We start from the raw sequence: 24,552 nt of genomic DNA, 5'->3' as shown, positions 1-24,552 counted from the left end.
GCCCGGCAGGCCGGTGCAATGGCACCTGGCGCTGTTCGCCGCGGTGCTGGCGCTGCCCATCCTGGTCTTCGTCGCCGGCCTGCTCTGGCGCGTCGGCAATGCCGAGCGCGCGCGGCTGGAAGGGGAGGCGCTGGCCGCCGCCCGCAGCGCCGCCGTGGCGGTGGACCGGGAACTGGCGGGGCTGTCCGCCATGCTCAACCTGCTCAGCCTGTCCCAGCCGCTGCGGGCGGGGGACCTGCCGGCCTTCCACGCGCAGGTGGTGGAGTTGCAGGAACGGCTCGGAGTCACGGCCGTGCTGCGGGATGCCGCCGGGCGGCGGCTGGTGAATGCGCGGGTGCCCTTCGGGGCCCCGCAACTCATGACGACGCTGCCCGCGCCGCTGGCCGATGCGGCGCGGCCGCGGCAGACCATGATCTCCGGCCTGTTCCAGGGCGCGGTGGCGGCGGAAGCGCTCTTCGCCATGGAAATCCAGATCCCCCCGCTGGAGCCCGCGGCGGGGCCGGCCTTCCTCAGCCTCAGCCTGCCCGCGACGCGCATCCGCGACGTGCTGACCACCGAACGCCTGCAGGAGGGCTGGACCGTGGCGGTGGTGGATGACGGGGGCACGATCCTGGCCCGCAACAGCCGGCACGAGGACTTCGTCGGCCGCCAGGCCACGCAGGATCTGCGCGACAACACAAGGGGGCAGCAGGGCACCTGGCGCGGCACCACCGCCGATGGCCGTGCGGTGCTCGGCACCTATGTGCGGACCTCGCTGGCGGATTGGCGCATCGCGGTCGGCGTGCCGGACCATGCGCTGGCGGAACCGCTGCGCCGGTCCCTGCTGCTGCTGGTCGCGACCGGCGCGCTGCTGGCGCTGGTGTCCCTGCTGCTGGCGCTGGCCTTCGCCCGCCGCATCGCCGGCCCCTTGCAGGACGTGGCCGCCAGCGCGCGCGCCATTGGCGACGGCGCGGTGGTGCCCCCGGTCGCAAGCGGCATCCGCGAAGTCGCGCAGATCGGCGACGCGCTGGCCACCGCCTCCGCCGCCCTGCATGCGCGGGAGGAGGAGCTGATGCGCCTGAACGAGGCGCTGGAGATGCGGGTGATGGAGCGCACGCGCGACCTGGCGGAGACCAATGCCCGGCTGATCGCCGCCGCCACCGGGCGCGAACGGGCGGAGGAACAGCTGCGCCAGGCGCAGAAGATGGAAGCCGTGGGCCGCCTGACCGGCGGCGTGGCGCATGACTTCAACAACCTGCTGACCGTGGTGCTGGGCAACCTGGCGCTGGTGAAGCGCCGGCTGGATGCGGATGGGGATATGCGCATCCGCCGCGGCATCGATGGCGCGATGGAGGGCGCGCAGCGCGCCGCCTCCCTCACGGCGCGGCTGCTCGCCTTCTCCCGCCAGCAGCCCCTGGCGCCGGAATCGGTGGATGCGAACCGCCTGGTGGCCGGCATGTCCGACCTGCTGCGCCGGACGCTGGGGGAGGATGTGGCGGTGGAGACGGTGCTGGCCGGCGGCCTCTGGCGCGCGCTGGCGGACCCCAATCAGCTCGAATCCTCGCTGCTGAACCTGGCGGTGAATGCGCGGGACGCCATGCCGGGCGGCGGCAAGCTGACGATCGAGACCGCCAACGCCCATCTCGACGACGCCTATGCGGCGGGGCGGGAGGAGGTGAAGCCCGGCCAGTATGTCGCGATCTGCGTCTCCGACACCGGCGCCGGCATGCCGCCCGACGTGGCCGGCCGCGCCTTCGAGCCCTTCTTCACCACCAAGCCCGTGGGCAAGGGCACGGGCCTCGGGCTCAGCCAGGTCTACGGCTTCGCCAAGCAGTCCGGCGGCCATGCGGCGATCTACAGCGAACCCGGCCATGGCACGACGGTGAAGCTCTACCTGCCCCGGCTGCGGGATGGGGAGGTGGCGGCCGATGCGCCGACCGTGGTGGCGCTGCCGGCGATGGCGCAGGACGGCGCCGGCCGCACCGTGCTGGTGGTGGAGGATGACCCGATGGTGCGGGACTTCGCCGTCACGGCGCTGGAGGAAGGCGGCTTCCGCGTGGTGGCCGCGGCGGACGGCCCCGCCGCGCTGGCGGTGCTGGATGACCATCCGCGCATCTGCCTGATGTTCTCCGACGTCGTGCTGACGGGGCCGATGAACGGAAGGCAGCTGGCCAATGCCGTGCTGGAACGCCGCCCCGGCCTGCCCGTGCTGTTCACCACCGGCTACACCCGCAACGCCATCATCCACCACGGCCGCCTGGATGAGGGGGTGCAGCTGCTCGGCAAGCCCTATTCAGCGACGGCGCTGGTGGCCAAGGTGCTGTCCCTGCTGGATGGGCCGGATGGGCCCCCGCCGATGGATGCCGCATGACGCTCGCCCGCCCGGAACTCGACTGGTATTTCGACCTCGTCTCCCCCTTCGCCCACCTGGCGCTGCCGCGCGTGCTGGCCCTGGGTCAGCCCGTGACGCTGAAGCCGATCGTGCTGGGGGCGGTGCTGGCGCATTGGGGGCAGCTCGGCCCGGCGGAGATCGCGCCGAAGCGGCGGCAGACCTACCGGCAGGTGCAGTTCCTGGGCGGCCGCGCGCTGCGCTTCCCCCCCGCCCATCCCTTCCGGTCGCTGGAGGCGCTGCGCCTGGTGACGGCGCTGGGCGCGACGCCCGCGGTGGTGACCGCCGCCTTCGACTTCATCTGGGCGGAAGGCCGCGACCCGGTGGTGGAGGCGACGGCCTTCGCCGCGCAGTTCGGCGTGGCGGATGCGGCCGCGCTGGTGGCGGGCAGCGGCGCCAAGGAAAGGCTGCGGGAGACGACGGCGGAGGCGATCGGCCGCGGCGTCTTTGGCGTGCCGACGCTGGCGGTGGGGGATGAGCTGTTCTGGGGCGCCGATGCCATGCCGATGGCGGAAGCCTACCTGGCCGATCCCAACCTGTTCGAGACGCCGGCGATGCGGCGCCTGGACGCCCTGCCGATGGGTGTGGAGCGCGTGACGCGATGATGAGCCCCGTATCCCGCGCGGAGGCCTTCTGCGCCCGCTTCGGCCTGCGCATCCCGATCCTGCTGGCCCCCATGGCCGGCACCTGCCCGCCCGGGCTTTCCATCGCCGTCGCCCAGGCCGGCGGCATGGGCGCCTGCGGCGCGCTGCTGATGGGGCCGGATGCCATACTGGACTGGGCACGCAGCGTGCGCGGCGCCACCAACGGCGCCTTCCAGATGAACCTCTGGATCCCCGATCCACCACCGGCCCGCGACCCGGTGCGGGAAGAAGCGCTGCGGCAGTTCCTGGGCGGTTGGGGCCCCGCCGTGCCGCCGGAAGCCGCCGATGCGACGCCGCCCGATTTCGAGGCGCAGTGCGAGGCGTTGCTGCAGGCGGCCCCCGCCGTGGTCAGTTCGATCATGGGCGTCTACCCCGCGCCCTTCGTCGCCCGGCTGAAGGAACGCGGCATCGCCTGGTGGGCCACCGTCAGCACGGTGGCGGAGGCGCGGGAGGCCGAGGCCGCCGGCGCCGATGTGATCGTGGCGCAGGGCATGGAGGCCGGCGGCCATCGCGGTGCCTTCGAGGCCGCGCGCGCCGAGGCCGCGATGGTCGGCCTGTTCGCCCTGCTGCCCGCGGTGGTGGACGCCGTCCGCGTGCCGGTGGTGGCCACCGGCGGCATCGCGGATGCGCGCGGCGTGGCGGCGGCGCTGGCACTCGGCGCTTCCGCCGCGCAGATCGGCACGGGGTTCCTGCGCTGCCCGGAAGCGCGCATCCCCGCCCCCTGGGCCGATGCGCTGGCGACGACGCCGCCTGAGGGCACGGCGGTCACCCGCGCCTTCAGCGGCCGCGCCGGCCGGGGCATCGCCACCGCCTATGTGAAGGCCGCCGCCGCGCCGGATGCGCCGCCCCCCGCGCCCTACCCCGTGCAGCGCGGGCTGACCCAGCCGATGCGCGATGCCGGCACGAGGGAGGGCGATATCGACCGCATGCAGGCCTGGGCGGGACAATCCGCCATGCTGGCCCGCGCTGAGCCCGCCGCCGAACTGGCGCGTGCGTTGTGGGAGGATGCTCGCCGCCTGCTGGCGTGACGCGCAGGCCGCGCCTAGGTTTTCCCCAATCGATGGGGGAAGCGCGGCATGGCTGTCCTGGTGGTGGGGGATCGCGCCTATGCGATCCAGGCGCTGGACCCTGGCCTGACCAGGCTGCCCGTCTCCATCAAGGTTCTGCTGGAAAACCTGCTGCGGCACCAGGATGGAGAGAGCGTGACGGCGGCCGATATCGCCGCGCTGTCCGCCTGGCCCGACAGCGGCGCGGGGGAGATCGCCTACCACCCCGTGCGCGTGCTGATGCCCGACAGTTCCGGCGTGCCGCTGCTGGCGGATCTGGCGGCGATGCGCGACGCGATGGTGGCGCGCGGCGTGCCGCCCGAGCGGATCAACCCGCGCATCCCGGTGGACCTCGTCATTGATCATTCGGTGGCCACCGATGAGAGCGGATCGCCCCACGCCTTCGCGCGCAACCTCGCCCTGGAATACGAACGCAACGCCGAACGCTATGCGCTGATCCGCTGGGCGCAGCAGGCCTACGACAATTTCCGGGTGCTGCCGCCGGGCACGGGGATCGTCCACCAGGTGAATCTGGAACACCTGGCCCGGCCGGTCTGGAGCATGGAGCGGGATGGCGAATGGCACGCCTTCCCCGACACGCTGGTCGGCATGGACAGCCACACGCCGATGGTCAATGCGCTCGGCGTGCTGGGCTGGGGCGTGGGGGGCATCGAGGCCGGGGCGGCGATGCTCGGCGAGCCGATCTTCATGCCGGTGCCCGACGTCGTGGGCTGCTGCCTGGTGGGCGCGCTGCGCCCGGGCGTGACGGCGACGGACCTCGTCCTGGCCGTGGTGCAGCGCCTGCGCGCCCAGGGCGTGGTCGGCAAGCTGGTGGAGTTCCACGGCCCCGGCGTGGCCGCGCTGCCGCTGCCGGACCGCGCGACCATCGCCAACATGGCGCCGGAATACGGCGCCACCATGGGCTTCTTCGCGATCGACGCGGAGACCATCCGCTTCCTGCGCCTGACAGGGCGGGACGAGGCCGACATCGCGCTGGCCGAGGCCTATGCGAAGGCGCAGGGGATGTGGGGGAGCGAGCGGGAAGGCGTGGTCTTCAGCGACAAGGTCGAGATCGACCTTGCCGCCATCGAGCCCGCCCTGGCCGGCCCGAAGCGCCCGCAGGACCGCCGCGCGCTGCGGGACGTTCCTTCCAGCCTGCGCCAGGGTTTTCCGCAAATCGCGGAGACGCCCGTGCCAGGCCTTGGCGCCAACCGTCCCTTGCAGCACGGCGATGTCGTGATCGCGGCGATCACGAGTTGCACCAACACCTCCAACCCAGCTGCCATGATCGGCGCGGCGCTGCTGGCGCGGAACGCGGTGCGGCGGGGGCTGCGGGCGAAGCCCTGGGTGAAGACCTCGCTATCCCCCGGGTCGCGCGTGGTCGCCGAATACCTGCGCGACGCGGGGTTGCAGGACAGCCTCGATGCGCTGGGCTTTCACCTCACGGGCTTCGGCTGCATGACCTGCGCGGGGTTCTCCGGCCCGCTGCTGGACCAGGCCGCCGTGGCGATCGAGCGTGACGGTCTGGTGGCGGCCGCGGTGCTGTCCTCCAACCGCAATTTCGAAGGCCGCATCCATCCGCAGGTGCGCGCCACCTATATCGGATCGCCCGCCCTGGTCGTGGCCAGTGCCATCGCGGGGTCGGTCCTGCGCGATGTGGAGAGTGATCCGTTGGGGGAGGACGAAGACGGCGCGCCGGTATTCCTGCGCGACCTCTGGCCCGATCCCGCCGAGCTGGCGGCAACCCTGGCGCGCTTCATCACCGCCGATGCCTTCCGCCGCGGCTATGCCGATACCGCGGGCGATCCCGCCTGGCGCGCCATCACCGGCGGCAGCGGCCCCACCTTCGCCTGGGACCCCGCCAGCACCTACATCCTGAAGCCGCCCTTCTTCGACGGCGCCGCGCCTGTGAGCGGCGATATCCTCGGCGCCCGCGCGCTGCTGCTGCTGGGCGACGGCATCACCACCGACCACATCTCCCCGGGCGGGACCATCCCGCGCCGAGGGGAGGTGGCGGACTACCTTCGCGGCATCGGCGTCCCCGACAAGGATTTCTCGAGTTTCGTCGCGCGGCGGGTGAACCATGAGGTGATGCTGCGTGGTCACTTCGCCAATCCGCGCATCCGGAATGAGATGGTGGAGCAGGAAGGCGGCTTCGCGCGGCATGAGCCCAGCGGCGATGTCGCGACGGTGTTCGAGACGGCGCGGCGCTACCGCGAGGAGGCAACGCCGATGATCGTCGTCGCGGGCCAGGATTACGGCACGGGATCATCGAGGGACTGGGCGGCGAAGGGCACCAGCCTGCTCGGCATCCGCGCCATCGTCGCGGAGGGATTCGAGCGCATCCACCGGTCCAACCTGGTCGGCATGGGTGTGCTGCCGCTGCAATTCGCGGCGGGCGTGACGCGGCTGACGCTGGGGCTGGATGGCACCGAGCGTTTCGACTTGGTCGGCCTGGCAGACGGGCTGCGCCCCGGCCTGGTGGTGACGCTGCGTGTGACGCGACGCCATGGCGAGGTTGTGGAGGCGACATTGCTTTGCCGCGTCGACACGCTGCGCGAAGTGGCGTGGATGCGCGCTGGCGGCGTGCTACACGCTGCCCTGGCCGGCGCCACCTGAAACCTCCCGGTCCAGGGTCCGGTTGGACCCTGGCGAGGGGGGTCAGGGGGAGCAGCGCTCCCCCTGTTTTCCCTTATCGCGCGATGCGCCCTTCCAGCGGGTAGGCCGGGTCGTTGTAGCCAGGCGTCGAGGGATGCCCCGGCGTCACCAGCCCATCCACCAGCGCCTCATCTTCCGCGGTGAAGCGGTATTCCAGCGCGCCGACATATTCCTCCCACTGTTCCATCGTGCGGGGGCCGCCGATGACGCCGGTGATGAGTTTGTTGTTCAGCACCCAGGCCAGGGCGAATTGCGCCGCGGAGACGCCCCGCGTCGCCGCATGGGCGGCGATGTCGGCGGCGATGTTCAGGCTTTCGGGCCGCCATTCCGTCTCCATCATGCGCTTGTCGCGGCGGGCGGCGCGGGTGCCTTCCGGCGGTGCGACATTCGCGCGGTACTTGCCCGTCAGCACGCCCCGCGCCAGCGGCGAATAGGGAAACACGCCGAGGCCGAGATGCGCGCAGGCCGGTAGGTGTTCCACCTCCACCATCCGGTTCAGCGCGTTGTAGAGGGGCTGGCTGACCACGGGGCGGTCGATGCCGGCTTCGTCGCAGAGGCGGCAGATTTCGGCCACGCGCCAGGCGCGGTGGTTGGAAACGCCGAAATAGCGGATCTTGCCGGCGCGGATCATGTCGGCCAGCGCGTGCACCACCTCCGCCAGTGGCGTGTCGTGATCCTCCTTGTGCAGATAGAGGATGTCGATGACGTCGGTGTTCAGGCGCCTGAGGCTGGCGTCCACCGCGCGCATGGCGTGGTAGCGGGACAGGCCGCGGCCGTTGGGGCCGGGTTCCATCGGGTTCGCCATCTTCGTCGCCAGCACCCACCAGCCGCGATCCTTGGCGATGGCGCGGCCGACCACTTCCTCCGACTTCCCGCCATTGTAGGTGTCGGCGGTGTCGATGAAGTTCACGCCCTGCTCCTTGGCGCGGGCGATGATGGCGTGGCTGTCGGCCTCCGTCGTCGCATCGCCGAACATCATGGCGCCGAGGCAGAGGGGCGAGACCTTGAGGCCGCTGCGGCCCAGCTTGCGGTAGTTCATCTGTTGCTTCCTGCCCGTTTGGTGGGCCGGAGAATGGTGGCTCAGCGCCGCCCGCGCAATCCGCCGCCGGCCAGGCGGTCCAGCCCAAGGTCCTGTGCCGCCAGCCTGGCATTGGCGTCCAGCAGGGGCGCGATGGCGGGGGCCTGGCGGGGCAGCAGCCGGGCGAAATCGGCCTCCACCTGCTCCATCACCTCCGCCAATTCGCCGCGGTAGGTGGCCTCGTCCAGCAGGGTCAGGCGGCCATGGCGGACGACCACGCGGCCATCGACCAGCACGGTATCCACGCCGCGGCCCGTCTCGGAAAACACGAGCTGGCGCGTGGCGCTGGTGAAGGGGAGCCAGGCGGGGTCGCGCAGATCCAGCAGCAGCAAATCCGCCTTCATGCCGGGGGCGATGGTGCCGATCTCGGCGTCCAGCCCCACGGCCCTGGCGCCGCCTGTGGTCGCCGCTTCCACGGCGTCGCAGGCCAGCACGCCGGCGGGTTCGGCATCGCTGCCCGCGGCCAGCAGGCTCATCATCTTCATGGCCTGGAACAGGTTCTGGCAGTCGCTGCAGGAATTGTTGTCGCAGCCCAACGCGACGCGCACCCCCGCGCGCTTCATCGCCGCCACGGGCGCCACGCCGTTCTTCAATTTCAGGTTGGCCAGCGGATTGTGGACGACGCCCGCACCGGATTCTGCGACCAGCGCGATCTCCTCCTCCGTGATGTGGACGGCATGGGCCAGCGTGGTGCGCGGCGTCAGCAGGCCGATGCGCGCCATGTGCCGCACCATCGATCCGCCATCCGCGCCGTAGATGCGCCGCGCCTTGGCGAGCTGCGCGCGGGTTTCATAGACATGCGTGAAGACCGGCAAGCCGTAGCGTTCGGAGAGATCCGCGATGCCCTCCAGCAAGGCGGTGGAGGATCGCTGCGGTCCCGACGGGCTCAGCGCCCAATGCAGCCGCGCCGGCAGCGGCCGCAGCCGCTTCAGCTGCGCTTCCACGAAGGCGAGGTCCGCGGCCGGGTCGCCAGGCTTGCCGCCGATGATCGCCGCGGCCTCCACCGACAAATCCGGCGCCATGAAGGGCGCGATGTCGAGGTCCGGCAGATCCCGCAGTGCGATGGAGAAGACCACGCGGATGCCGATCTCCGCATAGGCGGAGAGGATGGTATCCAGCGTCTCCTCATCCTGCGGCACCAGGCTGTTCATGTCCTGGATGGTGGTGATGCCGTTGCGCAGGCATTCCATCGCGCCGAGCAGCGTGCGCGCGCGGATCTCCGCCTTCGAACGCCTGCCCCAATAGGCGGGCTGCGAATGCAGCGCCCAGACATCGAAGGGCATGTCCTCGAAGCGGCCCTTCAGCAGCGCGTCGTAGGAATGGTAATGCGCACTGACGAGGCCGGGCATGAGGAGCCTGTCGCGCGCATCGATGATCTCGGCGCCCGGTGGCGGCACCAGGGGCGGGCCATCGGGGTCGCTGATGGCGGCGATGCGGTCGCCCACCACCAGTACGTCCCGCACCGCCGGGCGATGCGGGTCGCAGCCCGGGGTGAAGGCGCGGGCACCCCGGATCAGCAGCGCGGGCGCGATGGGCATGGGGGCCTCCTGTCCGTCAGGCCAGAAGGCCCTGCAAGCCACGCGCCGTGTCAGGCGCGGACCGGCACCACGACGCGATCCGCCGCGGGCGGCAGGAAGGTCCGGTTGAAGACCTCATCCGGCCGCGGCGTGCGCGGCAGTTCGAACACCTCCACCACCTGCGCGATGGCGCGACCCAGCCGCGCATCGTCGAGGTCCCCGGCACCGACGCGGGCCGCTTCCTCCGTCGCGATGATGGTGCGCCAGGCGAAGTCGATGCGCTGGCGCTCCATCTCCTGGTTGAAGGTGGGGTCGACGCGCTGCATGGCCTGGACGCCGACAGCGGGGTTGCGCACCGTCTCCAGCATCGCGCGGTTGATGGCATGCACCATGCCGCGCACCTGCTGCGGCCGGTCCCGGATCATGCGCTGGGATGCCATGACGCCGTTCGAATAGATGTCGATGCCGTGGTCGGCGAAAAGGAAGAAGCGATAGTCCCGGTCCGGGTTCTGGCCCAGCGCCAGCAGGTTGATGTAGGCGGTCACGGTGAAGACGGCGCCGATGTCGAACTGGTCGCGCAGGAGCATCGGCTCCTGCATCGCGGGGGCGATGTTCATCACCTCGTTCCGCGCCATGTCGAGGTTGTTCAGCCGCGCGAAGATGGGGATGAGGCGCAGCGCCGGCGAACCGGCGGAGCCGCCGATGCGGCGGCCCTGGAGGTCCTGGATGGTCCGGATGCCCGAGGAATTCTTCACCAGCAGGGCGAAGGGGGCCTTGTTGTAAATCTGGTATACCATCACCGGCGCCTCTCCGGGCCGGTTGGCTGCCTGCTGAATGATCGCATTCATGTCACCGAAGCCTGCTTCGTAGGCATTCGACATGATGCGGGTGATGGTGTTGGCGGACCCGTCGCCCTGGTCGATGGTCACGTCCAGCCCGGCTTCCCGGAACCAGCCGCGGTCCCGCGCCAGATAGTACCAGGAATGGACGCCCTGGAAGCGCCAATCCAGCGTGAAGCGCAGCGGCGTCAGCGCCTGGGCGGAAGCCGGGGCGGCCAGCGTCGCCAGGGGGGCTGCGGCCAGCAGGGCGCGGCGGGTGAAGGGCATGGGGCGGTTCCTTCCGGGATTGTGCCGCCCTCCGCCAGCAAGAACCGGGCCAATTATTGCCGATCCTTCATGTTCAGATCGCCCGCCCCGCGGCCTCGCCTTCCTTGATCGCGCTGTCGGCCCGGCGGGGCGCCAGCGCATCGCCGATGAGGCGCAGGTCCAGGCCCTGGGCGCGGCGCGGGGCGAGGGCGTGGAACAGGCCGTCCTGCGCCTCCGCCCCCAGCGCCAGCACCACCGTGTCGATCCCCTCCCGCACCACGTCTTCCTTCGTATAGACATCGCGCAGGCGCACGGTCGGTCCCTCGATCGCGACCAGTTCCAGATCGGTCGCGAAGCGCATGCCCATGCGCTTCAGCATCCCATAGGTCTTGCCCCAGTCGCGGCTGGCGGCGAGGTCCGGCGCGGGCTGGCCGAGCCAGGTGACGAATTCCACCTGCGCGCCCTGGCTGGCCAGGTATTCCGCCGTCACCACCGCCTGCCGCCCGCCGAGGCCATCATAGATGAGTGCCCGCTGGCCCGGCGCGATGCGGTCGCGCAGCGCCTCCATGTAGGAGAGGACATGGGGCTGGTCCGTGCCGGGCACCGGCGCGCCATTCCACTTCTCCGGCCGCAGCGGCGTCCAGCCATGGCGGAGGCCCTTCGATCCCGTGGCGATAACGATGGAGTCGTAGCCATCCGCCAGCAGCATGTCTTCCGTTGCGATCGTCTGGGTGCGGATCTGCACGCCCGCCTTCACGATCTGGCCCTCCAGCCAATCCGCGACGCCGGCGAGTTCCGTGCGCGACGGCGCGCGGGACCAGAGGCGAACCTGCCCGCCCAGTTCATGGCCGCGTTCGAACAGCGTCACCTCATGTCCGCGCTGCCGCGCCGTCAGCGCCGCGCGCATGCCGCCCGGGCCGCCGCCGACCACGGCGACCTTCCTCGGCCGCTCCGCGCGCTTCAAGGTGCCCGCGCCGAGTTCGCGTTCCTGCCCCGCGGCGGGGTTGTGGATGCAGGCGATGGGCGCCTGCGCGAAGATGGAGGACATGCACCAATTCGCACCGACGCAGGGGCGGATGTCCTCCGCCTCCGCCCGCTGCGCCTTGGCGACCCATTCGGGGTCCGCGATCAGCGCGCGCGCCATGGCGACGAAATCGCAGTCACCGGCGGCAAGATGCTTCTCCGCCTCCGCGGGGGTCACGATGCGGCCCACGCCGACAACCGGCTTGTCCACCGCCTGCTTCACCTTCCGCGTCGCCGCCATCTGGAAGCCGTGGCTTTCGGGTGAGGTCGGGTAGATCAGCATCCGGTTGAGATAGGTGCCGTGGCTGCAGGACACGTAGTCGACCAGGCCGGACGCCGTCATGCGCGCGGCGATCTCCGCCCAGTCATCCGGCCGCAGCCCGCCCTCATGCCCGTCATCACTGTTGATGCGCACGCCGACGATCATGTCCGCGCCACACTCCTCCCGCGTCGCCTGGATGATCTCCATCACCAGGCGCAGGCGATTCTCCAGGCTGCCGCCGAAGGCATCGTCGCGATGGTTGGTGGCGGGGGAGAGGAACTGGTTCAGCAGGTAGCCATGCGCCATCGAATGGACCTCGACGCCATCAAGGCCGCCTTCGCGCGCATGGCGCGCCGACAGGCGATAGCCTTCGCGGATCGCGTCGATGTCCTGCACGGTCATGACATGCGGCATCTCCCGGTACACCGCGCAGGGCACGGCGGAGGGCGCCCAGACCGGATGGCCGGAGGCCACCGAATTCGTCTCCCGCCCCCGGTGCCAGGGCTGCGCCAGCAGCAGCGCGCCGTGTTCGTGCACCGCATCGGCGATCTTGCGGTACTGAGGCACCATGCGCGGGTCATAGGACAGCGCCTTGCCGCGATAGGGCAGGGAGGTTTCGTGCACCGCCATGCATTCCATGGTGATGACGGCCACGCCGTGCTTCGCGCGTTCGGCGTAATAGGCCACGTGTTCATCGGTGAAGACGTGGTCCTTCACCAGCAGCGTCGCATGCGCGCTCATCCAGGTGCGGTTCCGCGCCACCTTGGGGCCGAGCCGCATGGGGCTGAACAGCGTCGGGTAGGGCGTGGCGTTCATGGCGCGGTGCTTTCCTGGTTGCGCCGAGCCTTGCCAGCGCGGGGCGGCGCGTCAAGACTGCGGCGGGGAGACAGGAACGGTGGTGGTGACGGAACTCGACGTCGATTGGGTTGTCGCGGGCACCGGTGCCGCCGGCGTCGCCGCCGCGCTGGCGGGCGTGATGCGCGGGATGCGCGTGGCGGTCATCGAGAAATCAGAACGCATCGGTGGCGCCACGGCATCGTCGCTGGGCGGGCTGTGGGTGCCGGATAATCACCTGATGGCCGAGGCCGGCCTCTCCGATACGCTGGACGATGCGCGGCGCTACATGGGCTTCCTCTCCGGCGGCTATGCGCTGCCGCCGATGACGGAGGCCTATCTGCAAGCCTCCCGCATCGCGCTGCGCGAATTCGCCGATGCCGGCGTGGCAATGCGGCTGCTGCGCGGCTTGCCGGACCATTATTTCCCGAGTGCGGCGGGATCGTCCCGCGACGGCCGCATGGTGGAAGCCGCGCCGATCATGCGCGACGCGCTGGGCCCCTGGGGCAACCGGCTGGAGGAAGGCGTCTACAACGAGGCCGGCGTCAGCTGGGGCGACGCCATCGCCTGGGGTGGGCTCGGCGCGCGCAACACCTGGCCGGAGGCGGAGCTGGAAGCACGCCGCGCCGGCCGCCTGCTGGCCGCTGGCCCCGCGCTGGTGGGGCAGTTTCTGCAGTGCCTGATGGCGGCTGATGTGCCGATCCTGGCCGGCTTTCGCGCCGAGCGCCTGCTGGTGGAAGGCGGGCGCGTTTGCGGCGTGGAGGGTACGGGCACGCGCATCACCGCGCGGCGCGGCGTGGTCCTCGCCACCGGCGGCTATGAGGGCAATGACGATTTGGTGAATCGCTTCGAGGGCCTGCCCGACTGGATGAACATCTTCCCGCGCAGCATCGAAGGCGATGGCCTGGTGATGGGCAGCGAGATCGGCGCCGCCACCTGGCGCGTGCCGAACAACCTGGCGATGCTGGTGGGCTATGCCATCCCCGCGCCCGCGCCGATGGAGGGCGAGGTCTTCTTCAGTGCCGGGCTGCGCGGCCTGTCCTATCCCCACAGCATCGTGGTGAACGACCGCGCGCAGCGCTTCTGCGATGAAAGCCAGTTCCAGCATGTGGTGGCGGGGCTGACGCGCTTCGACCTGGGCCAGCATCGGCACCCCAACCTGCCGGCCTGGATGCTCTTCGATGCCCAGTATTTTTCGAGATACAGCTTTGCGAGACGGCCACCGGGCGCGCCGATTCCGGAATGGGTGATTCAGGCGCCGACGCTGCGTGAACTGGCCGCGAAGATCGGGCTGGATGGCGCCGCGCTGGAAGCCACCGTCGCGCGCTTCAATGAGGGCGCGGCGCGGGGCGAGGACAGCGACCATGGCCGCGGCTCCTCCGCCTTCGCGCGATCCACCGCCGGCGATCCGAACGCGGCGCATCCCAATCTCGGCACGCTGGCGCAGGCGCCCTTTTGCGCGGTGCGCATCCGGCTCGGCGGCATCTCCGCCGCGGGGCTGCTGACGGACCCCGATGCGCGCGTGCAGCATGTGCGGGGGCGGCCGATCCAGGGTCTCTATGCCTGCGGCAATGCGGCGGCGCCGACGGAATCCGGCGCAGGCTACCAGGCCGGCGTGTCGCTGATGCGGGGCCTCACCTTCGGATGGCTCGCCGCGCGGCACGCCGCCGCATGAAGCGCCGCTTCGCCGACCTGGCCTGGGGGCAGGTGCATTACCGCATCGGCGGGGATGGCGGCGTGCCGCTGGTGATGCTGCATGGTGGCGCCGCCAATGGCGCGTCGCTGCTGCCCGCGGCCGGGCTGATCGCGACCACGCGCCTGGTGCTGGTGCCGGACCTGCCGGGCTGCGGGGAGAGCGACGCGCTGCCGATGCCGCAACCGGAGATCGACGACCTGGCCGATGCGCTGGTGGCGCTGCTGGATGCGCTGGGCCTGCCGCAGGTGGACATCCACGGCGCGCATCTCGGCGCGCGCATCGCGGTGGAGGCGGCGCTGCGCCACCCCGCGCGGGCGCGCCGCGTGATCCTGGATGGCGTCGGCTTCTATGAGGAGGCCGCGCGCCAGGCCATGCTGGCGCAGGTCGCGCCCGCCATCGTGCCGGATGCGGAGGGCGACTACCTGCATGCGGCCTTCGGCATGTGCCGCGCCTATTTCCGCTACTTCCCCTGGTTCGAAAGGGACGCCGCGCATCGCCGCGCCGGCCCGCCGCCTTCCGCCGCCGCCATCCATGCGAAGCTGCTGGAGGTGCTGCGGAACGGCACGACCTATCCGCGCGCCTACCACGCCGCGCTGCGCTACCGGATGGAGGATCGCCTGCCGCTGCTGCGCAGCCCCGCGCTGCTGGCCTTCGCGCGCACCGACAACGTCTTCCCCCAGCGCCATCGCGCGGCCGCGCTGCTGCCGGACGCGACGATGGTGGAAACGCCCGGCAGCGCGGACATCGCCACGACCGCCGCGATCTTCACGCGGTTCCTGGATGCACAATCCTTCCCACAACGAGGAGACGAACCATGACGGTGATCAAGCGCCGCACCCTGCTGGCGGGTGCCACGATGTTGCCCCTGCCCGCGCTGGCCCAGGCCGCCTGGCCGGCACGCCCCATCCGGCTGGTCGTTCCCTTCGCGCCCGGCGGCACCACGGATATCGTCGCGCGCATCCTGGCGGCCAACCTCCAGGAACGGCTCGGCCAGCCCGTGGTGTCGGAGAACCGGCCCGGCGCCGGGGCCACGCTGGCCTCCGCGCAGGTCGCGCAGGCGGCGCCGGATGGCTACACGCTGGTCGTTTCCAACAGCGCGTCGCACGGCATCTCGCCGACGCTGTTCCGCAATGTGCGCTACGATTCCATGGCGGATTTCACGCATATCGCGCTGGCCGCCACCACCTCCACCGCCATCGTGGTCAATCCGCGGTATGAGGCGCAGTCGATGGCGGATCTGATCCGCATCGGCCGCATGCGGCCGGACGGCCTGGATTTCGCGATTTCCGGCCATGGCACGACGACGCATCTGCTCGGCATGCGGATCGGGCTGGCGACGGGCATCAGGATGAACCCCATCCTCTATCGCGGTGCGGGCCCCGCGCTGATCGATGTCATCGCCGGGACGGTCGGGCTGTTCGTCGATGGGTTGCCGTCCTCCATCGGCCATCTCCGCGACGGCACGCTGCGGGCCATCGCGGTGGCGGATGCGCAGCGCAACCGGCACCTGCCGAACATCCCGACCCTGGCGGAGGCCGGGCTGCCGGGCATGACCTCCTATTCCTGGTTCGGCGTGTCGGGGCCGAAGGGCATGGCGCCGGCGGTGGTGGAGCGGCTGAACACCGAGATCCGCGCCATCCTGCAATTGCCCGCGGTGCGGCAGCGCTACAACGAACTCACCGCCGATGCGCCGGACATGACGCCCGCCCAGTACGCCGCCTTCATCGAGGAGGAGGTACGGGTGTGGGGCGAGGTCGTGCGCGCCACCGGCGCGACGGCCGACTGATTCCCGGCACACGCCTTGCAAGTCTCTTGCTCCGAACGCGATCGAAACGGCAGGCTTGTCTGCCGCACGGTCGCGGCTTCGGCGTATACAGCAGGAGGATGCCCATGATGCGTGCACCGACACGGCGTAGCGTGCTCTCCACCGGCCTGGCGGCCGGCATCCTTGCCGCACCAGGCGTGCGCGCCCAGGCGGCGCGGCGCCGGGTCCGCTTCTGCCTGGACTGGACCTGGCAGTCCGCGCATTCCGCCTGGACGCTGGCGGCCGATCGCGGCTTTTTCAGCGAAGCCGGGATCGACGTGCAGATCGACCGCGGCTTCGGATCCGGCGACACCATGACGAAGGTGGCCGCCGGCACCTACGATATCGGCTTCGCCGACACCAACCTGCTGCTGAAGTTCAACCATGAGAACCCGACGGCGCAACTCACCTCCGTCTTCATCCTCTACGATGCCTCGCCGAATGCGGCGATCTTCCTGAAATCCTCCGGCATCACGAAGCCGAAGGACCTGGAGGGCCGGAAGATCAGCGTGACGGACGGGGAGGGCACGCGCCTCCTCTTCCCCATCTTCGCCCGCGCCAACCAGCTCGACATGTCGAAGATCGAGCTGCTGTCGGTGACGGCACAACTGCGGGACACGATGGTGGTGCAGCGCCGCGCCGATGCGACGCTGGGCTTCCTGACGACGACGGCGCTGAACATGGTGGGCGCCGGCGTGCCGCGCGGCGATATCGGCTGGCTGCAATACAACAGCTGGGGCGTGGCGCTGTATTCCTCCGGCCTCGTGGTCCGGAAGGACTACGCGGAGCGCAACCCAGAGGCCGTTTCCGCCTTCATCGCCGCCACCATCCGCGGGCTTCGCGCCATGCTGGCCGATCCCGTCGCCGCCATGGCGTCGCTGAAGCGGCGGGAGGCGCTGATCGACGAGGCCATCGAGATCAGCCGCAACGAGTTGATCAACGAGGTCGCGCTGCTGACCGCGAATGTGCGTGCCAATGGCGTCTCCACCGTCGATCGTGCGCGCTTCGAAGCCTCCGCCGCGCAGGTGGCGGAGGCCTTCCAGATCCCGATCCGCCCGCCGATGGATTTCACTTATACGGATCGGTTCCTGCCGGCGGATCGGAAGATCATATAGCGCCCCGCTCGGCGACACCCTTGGGGATGCGGCCCATGCTGCGGGCCGTATCCCAGACCCGCCGGATGGCCGCGGCGCCGCGCTTCACCACCGCGGCTTCATCCGCCACCACCACGCGATGGTCGCGCAGCAGGGCCACGCCATCCACCAGCAGGCTGTGCAGATCGGCGGCCACGCCATTGGTCAGCAGCGCCTGCAAGGGGTTCCAGACGGGCTGGTAGCGTGCGCCCGCCAGGTCGAACAGCAGCAGGTCCGCCGTGGCGCCCGGCGCCAGCGTGCCGAGGTCGTGCCGCCCGATCGCCGCCGCGCCATCGGCCGTGGCGGCGCGCAGCATCCGTTCGGCGGAGGCGATGCCCGCCCGGCCCGCCTGCACCTTCGCCAGCATCTGCGCCGCGCGCAGCTCCGCCACCATATCCAGCCCCACGCCATCCGTGCCGACGCCGAGGCGGATGCCGCTGTCCAGGAACCGCGCGAAGGGAACGCCGAATCCGCTGCGCGCGAAGGCATAGGGGCAGGAGGCGACGGCGGCGCCGTATTCCCTGATGATCGCGAGTTCGTCATCCGTCGCCATCACGCAATGCGCCAGCACGGTGCCGGGCCTGAGCAGGCGGAGGTCGCGGAGATGCTCGATCGGCGACTTGCCGTAGCGCTCGCGCACGATGTCGAGCTCCACCTGGCTCTGCGCCGCATGGATGGTGAGGGGGCAGCCGATCTCCTCCGCCGTGCGCCCGATCTGCTGGAGGAGCTCCGGCGTGCAGGTGTCCAAGCCGTGCGGCCCATAGCCCACGCGCGTCCGGCCCATCGGGCCTTCGTCGTATCGATGAAACAGCGACAGCACCGTGTCGAAGCCGGTATCGGCGGCGGGCGGGGCCGTGATGGGCTTGCCGTCCGGCGTCATGTCCATCTTCGGCGTGGAGAAGAGGTAGGGGCAGGAATAGGTGCGCAGGCCGAGGCGCCTGCCGCGCTCGATGAAGGGCGCCTGTTGCAGGCGCCAGACATCCATGATCGTCGTGGAGCCGCCCTTCAGCGTCTCCAGCAGCGCCATCTCCGCGACATCACCGATCTCCTCCGGTGACAGCGTCTCCGCCGCGATGTCGCCCATCGGCATCAACAGGGAATAGACGATGTCGCCGGGCAGGTCGCCATCGCCGATGTCGTCGGCCAGGCCCCGGAACAGCGGCGCGGAGAAGGCGTGGTTGTGGAGGTTCACGAAGCCCGGGATCAGCAGGCCGTCCGGCAGCGTGATGCGCTCCGCCTCCATCGTCGGGCGGTCGCGCGTGACATCGGCGATGCGGTTGCCCTGCACCACCACGTAGTGATCGCCGCGCAAGCCGCCGGCCGCATCCCAGATCCAGCGCGGCTCGATGATCAGCGTGGTGGTCATGGGCGGCTCCGGTGAGGGTTGCGGGAGCGTATCAGCGGCGCAGGAAATCCCGCAACGGGATGACGGTTTCCGCCGGCGCTTCCTCCATCGGCACATGGCCGATGCCGGGGAAGGTCACCACGCGGCTGTCGCGCAGCACGGCGGTGTAGTCGGCGGCGTTGGCGACGGGCACCATCGCATCGGCCTGGCCCCAGAACAGCAGGGTTGGCGCCTCGATCCGCCGCAACAGTGGCACGGGGTCCACCAGCACGCCCTGTGCCATGCGGTCCAGGATCGCCTGGCGGATGCCGGGCGCCAGCAGCATGTCGCGATAGCGCGCCAGCACCGCATCGGTCAGCACGGCGGGATTGCCATAGGCGGGCGCCAGGCTCGGCCGCAGCATCATGTCCGGCAGGGTGTAGGGCAGCACGCGCGCGATCAGCGGCACCGATGGCGTGGTGCCATAGCCGCGGCCGGGACTCGCGAAGCCATCGGGCGCCATCAGCACCAGGCGATCGACGCGCGCGGGGTGCGTGGCCGCGAAGGTCCAGGCGATGCGCCCGCCCATGGAACTGGCGACGATGCTGGCACGCGGCAGCGCCAGATGGTCCATCAGCGCCAGGATCACGGCGAGGCTGCGCGCATCGCTGTAGTCGCCGGTCGGGTCCGGCCCCGTCAGGCCGAAGCCCGGAAGATCGAAGCGGATGACGCGGAACTCGCTCTCCAGTGTCCTCGCCCAATCCTCCCAGGTGTGGAGGGAGGAAGCGAAGCCGTGCAGGAAGATCACGGGCGGTGCGGCGCGCGGCCCGGTGTCCCGCACATGCAGGCGCAGCCCTGCCACGGGCTGGAAATCCGCGGGGCGGGCATATTGCGCCTCCAGCTCCGCGCGCGGCCTGTCCGGCGTGTAGAGCCAGCCACCGCCGAGCAGCAGGACGACCAGCGCGATGATGGCGGCGAGGGTCAAAGCGCGGGGCACCGCAGCATATCCGCGGCGATGCGGCGCGGCAGCCAGCGCCCATCGGTGACATCGCCCAGGAAGCGATCGCCTTCCACCACCACCTTGCCGCGCAGCATGGTGAGGCTCGGCCAGGCCGTGACTTCCCACCCCTCCCACGGCGTGTAGTCGCTTTCGTGCAGCGTGGCGGCGGAGAGGATGCGCGGCGTCGGGTCCAGCAGCACGATGTCGGCGTCCGATCCCACCGCCAGCACGCCCTTGCGCGGATAGAGGCCCATGATGCGCGCCGCATTCGTCGATGTCAGCGCCACGAACTCCTCCATCGAATAGCCGCGCTTCGTGACCATGTGGGTGTACATCAGGCCGAGGCGCGGCTCGATCGTCACATTGCCGCCGGTCACGTCATCCACGCGCACGCCGCGGGTCTTCTGGTCCTTCGGGCAGCAGATGCCATCCGTACCGATGCAGGAGACGCCGCCCGTGCGCGTCGCGGTCCAGAGCGAGGCCTGGTCCTCCGGCGCCTTCAGCGAGGGATAGGTGTGGTACATCTGGCCGTCAGGCTGCCTGTAGTCGTCCTGCGTGGCCAGAAGATAGAGCTGCAACGTCTCCCCATACACCGGGAAGCCCTTGGCGCGGGACCGCTCCACGGCCTCGATCCCCGTCCTGGCGGAGATGTGCATCATGTAGATCGCGGCGTGTTCGACATTCTCCGCCAGGCGGATCACGCGGTTGAAGGACAGGTCCTCCGACAGCGAGGAATGCACCTCCGCCATATGCTCGAAGCCCATGCGGTCCTCCCGCATCAGCTTCTCATACATATGCATGACGAGGTCGTTGTCCTCCGCATGGATGACGGCGAGGCCGCCTTCCTTTGCCGTGACCTTCATGATCTCCCAGATCGAGCCATGCGGGATCATGCGGCCGCGGCGTGAGGGGGTGATGTCGGTGGTGAAGATCTTCACCGTGCTGTGGCCGGCGCGGATGGCATCGCCGAGTTCGAGGAGCGTCTGCGGCGCGACGTTGCCCTGCAGCATCACGTGGTAGGCGTAGTCGGCGTGGCAGGCGCCGATCCAGTCCCGGTCGCGGCGCGCGATGGCGTCCGGGATGGTGTCGCCGGGATGGACCACGCAGAAATCGAGCATCGTCGTCGTGCCGCCGAACAGCGCGGCGCGGCTGACCTGCGCGGGCGGCGCGCTGTAGCGCATTGTCGTCTCGCCCGGCAGCATCAGCGGCCAGGCGCAATGCACATGCGGGTCGATGCCGCCGGGGATCACGAATTGTCCCTGCGCATCGATGACGCGCTGCGCGCCGATGGCGGCGAGCGAACCGGCCTCCCCGATCTGGGTGATGCGTTCGCCGGTGATGCCGATATCGGCGGGCATGCAACCCTGCGGCAGGACGGCGGTGCCGCCGGTGATCAGCGTGTCGAACATCGCGGGCACTCCTGTCTCAAGCGGCACCGGCTTCGGCGAAGCGGTCCAGCAATTCGTCGCGCGGCATGTCCTGGGCGATGATGACGAGGCGCGATCGGTGGTCCTCATCCGGCCAGGCCGCCAGGCGTTCGGGCGTGTAGAGCGTGTGCTGCACGGCGTTGATCAGCACGGGGGCGCCGGGCTGGTCGGCGAATTCCACCAGGCCCTTGAGGCGCAGCAGATCCTCGCCGCGCTCCGCCGCCAGGCGGCCCAGCATGCGCGCGAAGGAAAGGCGCGTGGGGGGCTGCGTCAATACGAGCGAATGGGTGGCGATCCCCGCGCCATGGGTGGGGGTCACATCCTCGCAGCGCAGCCAGCCGCCGCGGCGGCCATCGCCATGCCAGGCGTCGCGGAACAGCAGCGCGGGCAGGTCGTCGCAGGCGTCGGAACGCAGCAGTTCCGCCGCCGCATTCAGTCCGCGCAGCTGCGCCAGCAGCGCGTCCGCGGGTTCGGCCACATCGCATTTGGTCAGCAGGATGCGGTCCGCGATGGCCACCTGCCGCGCGGATTCCGCGTGCCGGTCCAGCGCGCGCGCGCCATGCACCGCATCCACCAGCGTCACCACCGTATCCACGCGGAAGTCGCGTTCCAGCGCCGGCAGGGCAGCCAGGGTGTAGAGCAGCGGCGCAGGATCGGCGAGGCCGCTGGTTTCCACCACCAGCCGCGTGACATCCGGCAGATCGCCGGCGCGCCGCCGCGTCGCGATGCGGTCCAGCGCGCGCGCCATGTCGTCCCGCACCACGCAGCAGAGGCAGCCACTGGGCAGCGCCACGACGCGCTCCTCCACCGCTTCCAGCAGCAGATGGTCCAGCGCGATCTCGCCGGCTTCGTTCACCAGCACCAGCGTGCCCGCCAGCGCGGGGTCGCGCAGGGCGCGGGCGAGCAGCGTCGTCTTGCCGCTGCCGAGGAAGCCCGTGAGGATCGAGACCGGCAGCCGGTTCATGCGGTGCTGGCGGCATCCAGCGTGGCGATCGCCGCCGCATCCAGCGCCAGCGTCGCGCCGCGCAGCAGCGCCGCCAACTGCTCCGGCGATGTGGCGGAGGCGATGGGCGCGGCCAGCGCCGGGCGCGTGCGCAGCCAGGCAATGGCGACCTCCACCGGTGCCGCGCCCAGCCGTGCCGCGACGGCATCCAGCGCCGCGACCACGCGCCAGCCGCGGTCATTCGCATAGGCCGCCAGGGCCTTGGCGCGCGGCCTTCCCTCGATATCCGCTGTACTGCGGTACTTGCCCGTCAGGAAGCCGGCGGCGACGCCGTAGAAGGGGATGACGGCGACGTTGCGCGCGACGCAGAGGGGTTGCAGCGCGTCCTCGAACTCCGCCCGGTCCATCAGATTGTATTTGGGCTGCAGGGTCGCGTAGCGGGGCAGACCCTGGGCCTCCGCCACATCCAGCGCCTCCGCCAACTGCGCGGCGTCGTAGTTGGAGGCACCGATGGCGCGCACCTTCCCCTGTTCGATCAGAAGCTGGAAGGCGCCGAGGGTTTCCGCGATGGGCACGGCGGGATCGGGGCGGTGGGCCTGGTAGAGGTCGATGTGATCGGTGCCCAGGCGCTTGAGCGAATCCTCGACCGATTGCGCGATCCAGCGCGGCGACAGGCCCGTGCGGTCCGGCGCGAGTTCCATGCCGACCTTGGTCGCGATCATCACGCGGTGGCGCGTGCCGCGGGCCTTCATCCAGGCGCCGATGATCGTCTCGGACTCCCCGCCGACATGGCCCGGCACCCAGCGGGAATAGACATCCGCCGTGTCGATGGCGTTGAAGCCGGCATCGACGAAGGCATCGAGCAGGCGGAAGGACATCGCCTCATCCGCCGTCCAGCCGAAGACATTGCCGCCGAACATCAGCGGCGCGATGGAGAGCCCCGTGCCGCCGAGGGGATGCCGTTCCGGTGCCATGCGCGCGCGCTCCTGTCCTTGCACGGGCGAGTGTTCGCCCGTGCCGCGCGCGGGTCAATCGCCGCGATCAGTTGATCCGGCCGAGCAGCCCCCGGACGATGACCTGCGCCTGGATCTCGGCCGCACCCTCGAAGATGTTAAGGATGCGGCTGTCGCAGAGCACGCGGCTGATCGGGTATTCGATGGCGTAGCCATTGCCGCCATGCACCTGCAGCGCGTTGTCGGCATTGGACCAGGCGACGCGCGCGGCGAGCAGCTTGGCCATGCCGGCCTCGATATCGCAGCGCCTTCCGGCATCCTTCTGGCGGCCGGAGAAGTAGGTGAGCTGCCGCGCCATCATCGTCTCCGCCATCATCCAGGCGATCTTGCCGTGGACGCGGGGGAAATGGAGCGTGGCCTTGCCGAACTGCTTGCGGTCCCGGGCATAGGACACCGCGAGTTCCAGCGCGTTCTGCCCGACGCCGAGCGCCCGCGCGGCGGTCTGGATGCGGGCGCTTTCGAAGGTTTCCATCAGCTGCTTGAAGCCGCGGCCCTCGACGCCGCCGAGGAGCGCGGAGGCGGGAACCTCGAACCCGTCGAAGGTGATCTCGTATTCGCGCATGCCGCGATAGCCGAGGACATGGATCTCCGTCCCCGCCATGCCCTTCGCCGGGAACAGATTTTCGTCAGTGCCGCGGGGCTTTTCCGCGAGGAACATGGACAGGCCCTGGTAGCCCGTCGATCCGGGATCGGTGCGGACCAGCAGGGTCATCACATCGGATCGTGACCCATGGGTGATCCAGGTCTTGGCGCCATAGACGCGATAGATGTCGCCATCGCGCACCGCGCGGGTGCGCAGGCTGCCGAGGTCCGATCCCGTATCGGGCTCCGTGAACACCGCCGTCGGCAGGATTTCGCCCGACGCAATGCCCGGCAGGAACTTCTGCTGCTGCTCGGGCGTGCCGGCCAGGCGGATCAGCTCCGCCGCGATCTCGGAGCGCGTGCCGAGCGAACCCACGCCGATATAGCCCGCGCTCAGCGCCTCCGAGACCAGGCACATCGCGACCTTGCCGAGGCCGAGGCCACCGAATTCCTCCGGCACGGTCAACCCGAAGACGCCCATCTCCGACAGTTTCGCGACCAGGTCGAGCGGGATCAGCTCGTTGCGCTGATGCCAGCCCTGGGCGAAGGGCGTGACCTCGGCGGCCGCGAACTTCACGAACTGGTCCCAGGTCGCTTCCAGCAGCTCATCCTGGAGATGCGGCGCGCCATACAGCCCCTCCGCGGCCGACAGCGCGAGATCATGCCGCACGGCTTCCAGCGCGCGGGGATCGGACAGCGCGGCGAGCGCAGGTTCCGCCAGGAAGCGCGCCACATCCTCGGCGGGAACGCCAAGGTCCTGCGGGCGCACCATCTCCACCTGGCTCATCGGAATGCCGCCGGCGAGCTGTGCGAGGTACTCGGCGAAGCCGAGATGCAGGATGCCCTGCTCCACCGGGGTGAAGCGGCCGGCTTCCTGCAACCGTTCGGCCCAGCGCAGCGTCTCCCGCAGCGCCTCCACATAGGTCGCGACCCAGGCGAGGCCGTGCGCCGCGAATTGGTGGCGCTCAAGCGCCGCCGCATCCACGCGGCCGCCCGGCGCCACCAGCGCGGCCACCTGGCGCCGCGCCACATCGGCCAGGCGTTCCGCCGCCACCAGCCCGGCGCCGGCCTGTGCCAGCAGGTCCCGCGCCTCGATCCGTACCATCGCGTCCATG

18 protein-coding genes are annotated in these 24,552 nt (G+C 70.5%); 8 read left to right on the top strand and 10 right to left on the bottom strand.

The features are described 5' to 3' along the window. Window positions 1-13: 13 nt before the first annotated feature. From BM041_RS27720 to acnA, 4 genes are read left to right on the top strand one after another with little or no spacing between them, the layout of a single operon-like run. The gene (locus BM041_RS27720) at window positions 14-2,350 is read left to right on the top strand and encodes an ATP-binding protein (RefSeq protein WP_217648867.1); all 2,337 of its coding nucleotides are present in this window, start codon (window positions 14-16) and stop codon (window positions 2,348-2,350) included. Further along, complete coding sequence (locus tag BM041_RS27715; RefSeq protein ID WP_092963169.1) at window positions 2,347-2,973, top strand: 2-hydroxychromene-2-carboxylate isomerase; 627 nt, start codon at window positions 2,347-2,349, stop codon at window positions 2,971-2,973. The genes BM041_RS27720 and BM041_RS27715 overlap by 4 nt, the downstream gene beginning before the upstream one ends. Further along, window positions 2,970-4,040: an NAD(P)H-dependent flavin oxidoreductase gene (locus tag BM041_RS27710; protein WP_092963168.1), complete on the top strand. Its 1,071-nt coding sequence runs from the start codon at window positions 2,970-2,972 to the stop codon at window positions 4,038-4,040. The genes BM041_RS27715 and BM041_RS27710 overlap by 4 nt, the downstream gene beginning before the upstream one ends. Window positions 4,041-4,088: 48 nt before the next feature. Then, window positions 4,089-6,677, top strand: coding sequence for an aconitate hydratase AcnA (acnA, locus tag BM041_RS27705; RefSeq protein WP_092963167.1), 2,589 nt, complete (start codon window positions 4,089-4,091; stop codon window positions 6,675-6,677). 73 nt (window positions 6,678-6,750) lie between these two features. Here the strand turns inward: acnA and BM041_RS27700 are convergent, their stop codons facing one another. The 4 genes from BM041_RS27700 to BM041_RS27685 form a co-directional block, all read right to left on the bottom strand. Continuing rightward, window positions 6,751-7,755, bottom strand: coding sequence for an aldo/keto reductase (locus tag BM041_RS27700; protein WP_092963166.1), 1,005 nt, complete (start codon window positions 7,753-7,755; stop codon window positions 6,751-6,753). Between the two features lie 41 nt (window positions 7,756-7,796). Further along, window positions 7,797-9,332 (bottom strand): amidohydrolase family protein, encoded by a 1,536-nt coding sequence (locus BM041_RS27695; RefSeq protein WP_092963165.1) that lies wholly within the window; start codon window positions 9,330-9,332, stop codon window positions 7,797-7,799. A gap of 50 nt (window positions 9,333-9,382) precedes the next feature. Further along, window positions 9,383-10,417, bottom strand: a complete 1,035-nt coding sequence (locus BM041_RS27690; RefSeq protein ID WP_175534216.1) for an ABC transporter substrate-binding protein — start codon at window positions 10,415-10,417, stop codon at window positions 9,383-9,385. A 73-nt stretch (window positions 10,418-10,490) separates the two neighbouring features. Next, window positions 10,491-12,497 (bottom strand): oxidoreductase, encoded by a 2,007-nt coding sequence (locus BM041_RS27685; RefSeq protein WP_092963163.1) that lies wholly within the window; start codon window positions 12,495-12,497, stop codon window positions 10,491-10,493. An 85-nt stretch (window positions 12,498-12,582) separates the two neighbouring features. Here BM041_RS27685 and BM041_RS27680 point away from each other — a divergent pair, with 85 nt between their 5' ends. From BM041_RS27680 to BM041_RS27665, 4 genes are all read left to right on the top strand, one after another. After that, window positions 12,583-14,190 carry an FAD-binding protein gene (locus BM041_RS27680; RefSeq protein WP_175534215.1) on the top strand — a complete coding sequence of 536 codons (1,608 nt, stop codon included), beginning with the start codon at window positions 12,583-12,585 and terminating at the stop codon, window positions 14,188-14,190. Continuing rightward, window positions 14,187-15,029, top strand: a complete 843-nt coding sequence (locus BM041_RS27675; protein WP_175534214.1) for an alpha/beta fold hydrolase — start codon at window positions 14,187-14,189, stop codon at window positions 15,027-15,029. Before BM041_RS27680 ends, BM041_RS27675 begins: the two co-directional genes overlap by 4 nt. Continuing rightward, entirely contained in the window at window positions 15,026-15,997 is a 972-nt protein-coding gene (locus BM041_RS27670; RefSeq protein ID WP_092963160.1) for a Bug family tripartite tricarboxylate transporter substrate binding protein, read from the top strand. The genes BM041_RS27675 and BM041_RS27670 overlap by 4 nt, the downstream gene beginning before the upstream one ends. Before the next feature lie 104 nt (window positions 15,998-16,101). After that, the gene (locus BM041_RS27665) at window positions 16,102-17,130 is read left to right on the top strand and encodes an ABC transporter substrate-binding protein (RefSeq protein WP_175534213.1); all 1,029 of its coding nucleotides are present in this window, start codon (window positions 16,102-16,104) and stop codon (window positions 17,128-17,130) included. On the opposite strand, the gene BM041_RS27660 is transcribed toward BM041_RS27665, so the two are convergent. The 6 genes from BM041_RS27660 to BM041_RS27635 all read right to left on the bottom strand — a co-directional run bounded on the left by BM041_RS27660 (window position 17,123) and on the right by BM041_RS27635 (window position 24,551). Next, window positions 17,123-18,514: an amidohydrolase family protein gene (locus BM041_RS27660; RefSeq protein ID WP_175534212.1), complete on the bottom strand. Its 1,392-nt coding sequence runs from the start codon at window positions 18,512-18,514 to the stop codon at window positions 17,123-17,125. The two genes, BM041_RS27665 and BM041_RS27660, sit on opposite strands and share 8 nt — an antisense overlap. A 31-nt stretch (window positions 18,515-18,545) precedes the next feature. Continuing rightward, window positions 18,546-19,469 carry an alpha/beta fold hydrolase gene (locus BM041_RS27655; protein ID WP_092963157.1) on the bottom strand — a complete coding sequence of 308 codons (924 nt, stop codon included), beginning with the start codon at window positions 19,467-19,469 and terminating at the stop codon, window positions 18,546-18,548. Continuing rightward, window positions 19,454-20,881 (bottom strand): amidohydrolase family protein, encoded by a 1,428-nt coding sequence (locus tag BM041_RS27650; protein WP_175534211.1) that lies wholly within the window; start codon window positions 20,879-20,881, stop codon window positions 19,454-19,456. The genes BM041_RS27655 and BM041_RS27650 overlap by 16 nt, the downstream gene beginning before the upstream one ends. 16 nt (window positions 20,882-20,897) lie before the next feature. After that, window positions 20,898-21,863, bottom strand: a complete 966-nt coding sequence (locus BM041_RS27645; RefSeq protein ID WP_092963155.1) for a CobW family GTP-binding protein — start codon at window positions 21,861-21,863, stop codon at window positions 20,898-20,900. Then, window positions 21,860-22,816, bottom strand: coding sequence for an aldo/keto reductase (locus BM041_RS27640; protein WP_092963154.1), 957 nt, complete (start codon window positions 22,814-22,816; stop codon window positions 21,860-21,862). Before BM041_RS27640 ends, BM041_RS27645 begins: the two co-directional genes overlap by 4 nt. 67 nt (window positions 22,817-22,883) lie before the next feature. Then, window positions 22,884-24,551, bottom strand: a complete 1,668-nt coding sequence (locus BM041_RS27635; protein WP_092963153.1) for an acyl-CoA dehydrogenase family protein — start codon at window positions 24,549-24,551, stop codon at window positions 22,884-22,886. Window position 24,552 lies beyond the last annotated feature (1 nt).

The organism is Falsiroseomonas stagni DSM 19981 (assembly GCF_900114315.1).
Classification (GTDB): domain Bacteria; phylum Pseudomonadota; class Alphaproteobacteria; order Acetobacterales; family Acetobacteraceae; genus Falsiroseomonas; species Falsiroseomonas stagni.
This window is presented reverse-complemented; position numbering and strand designations above follow the sequence as displayed.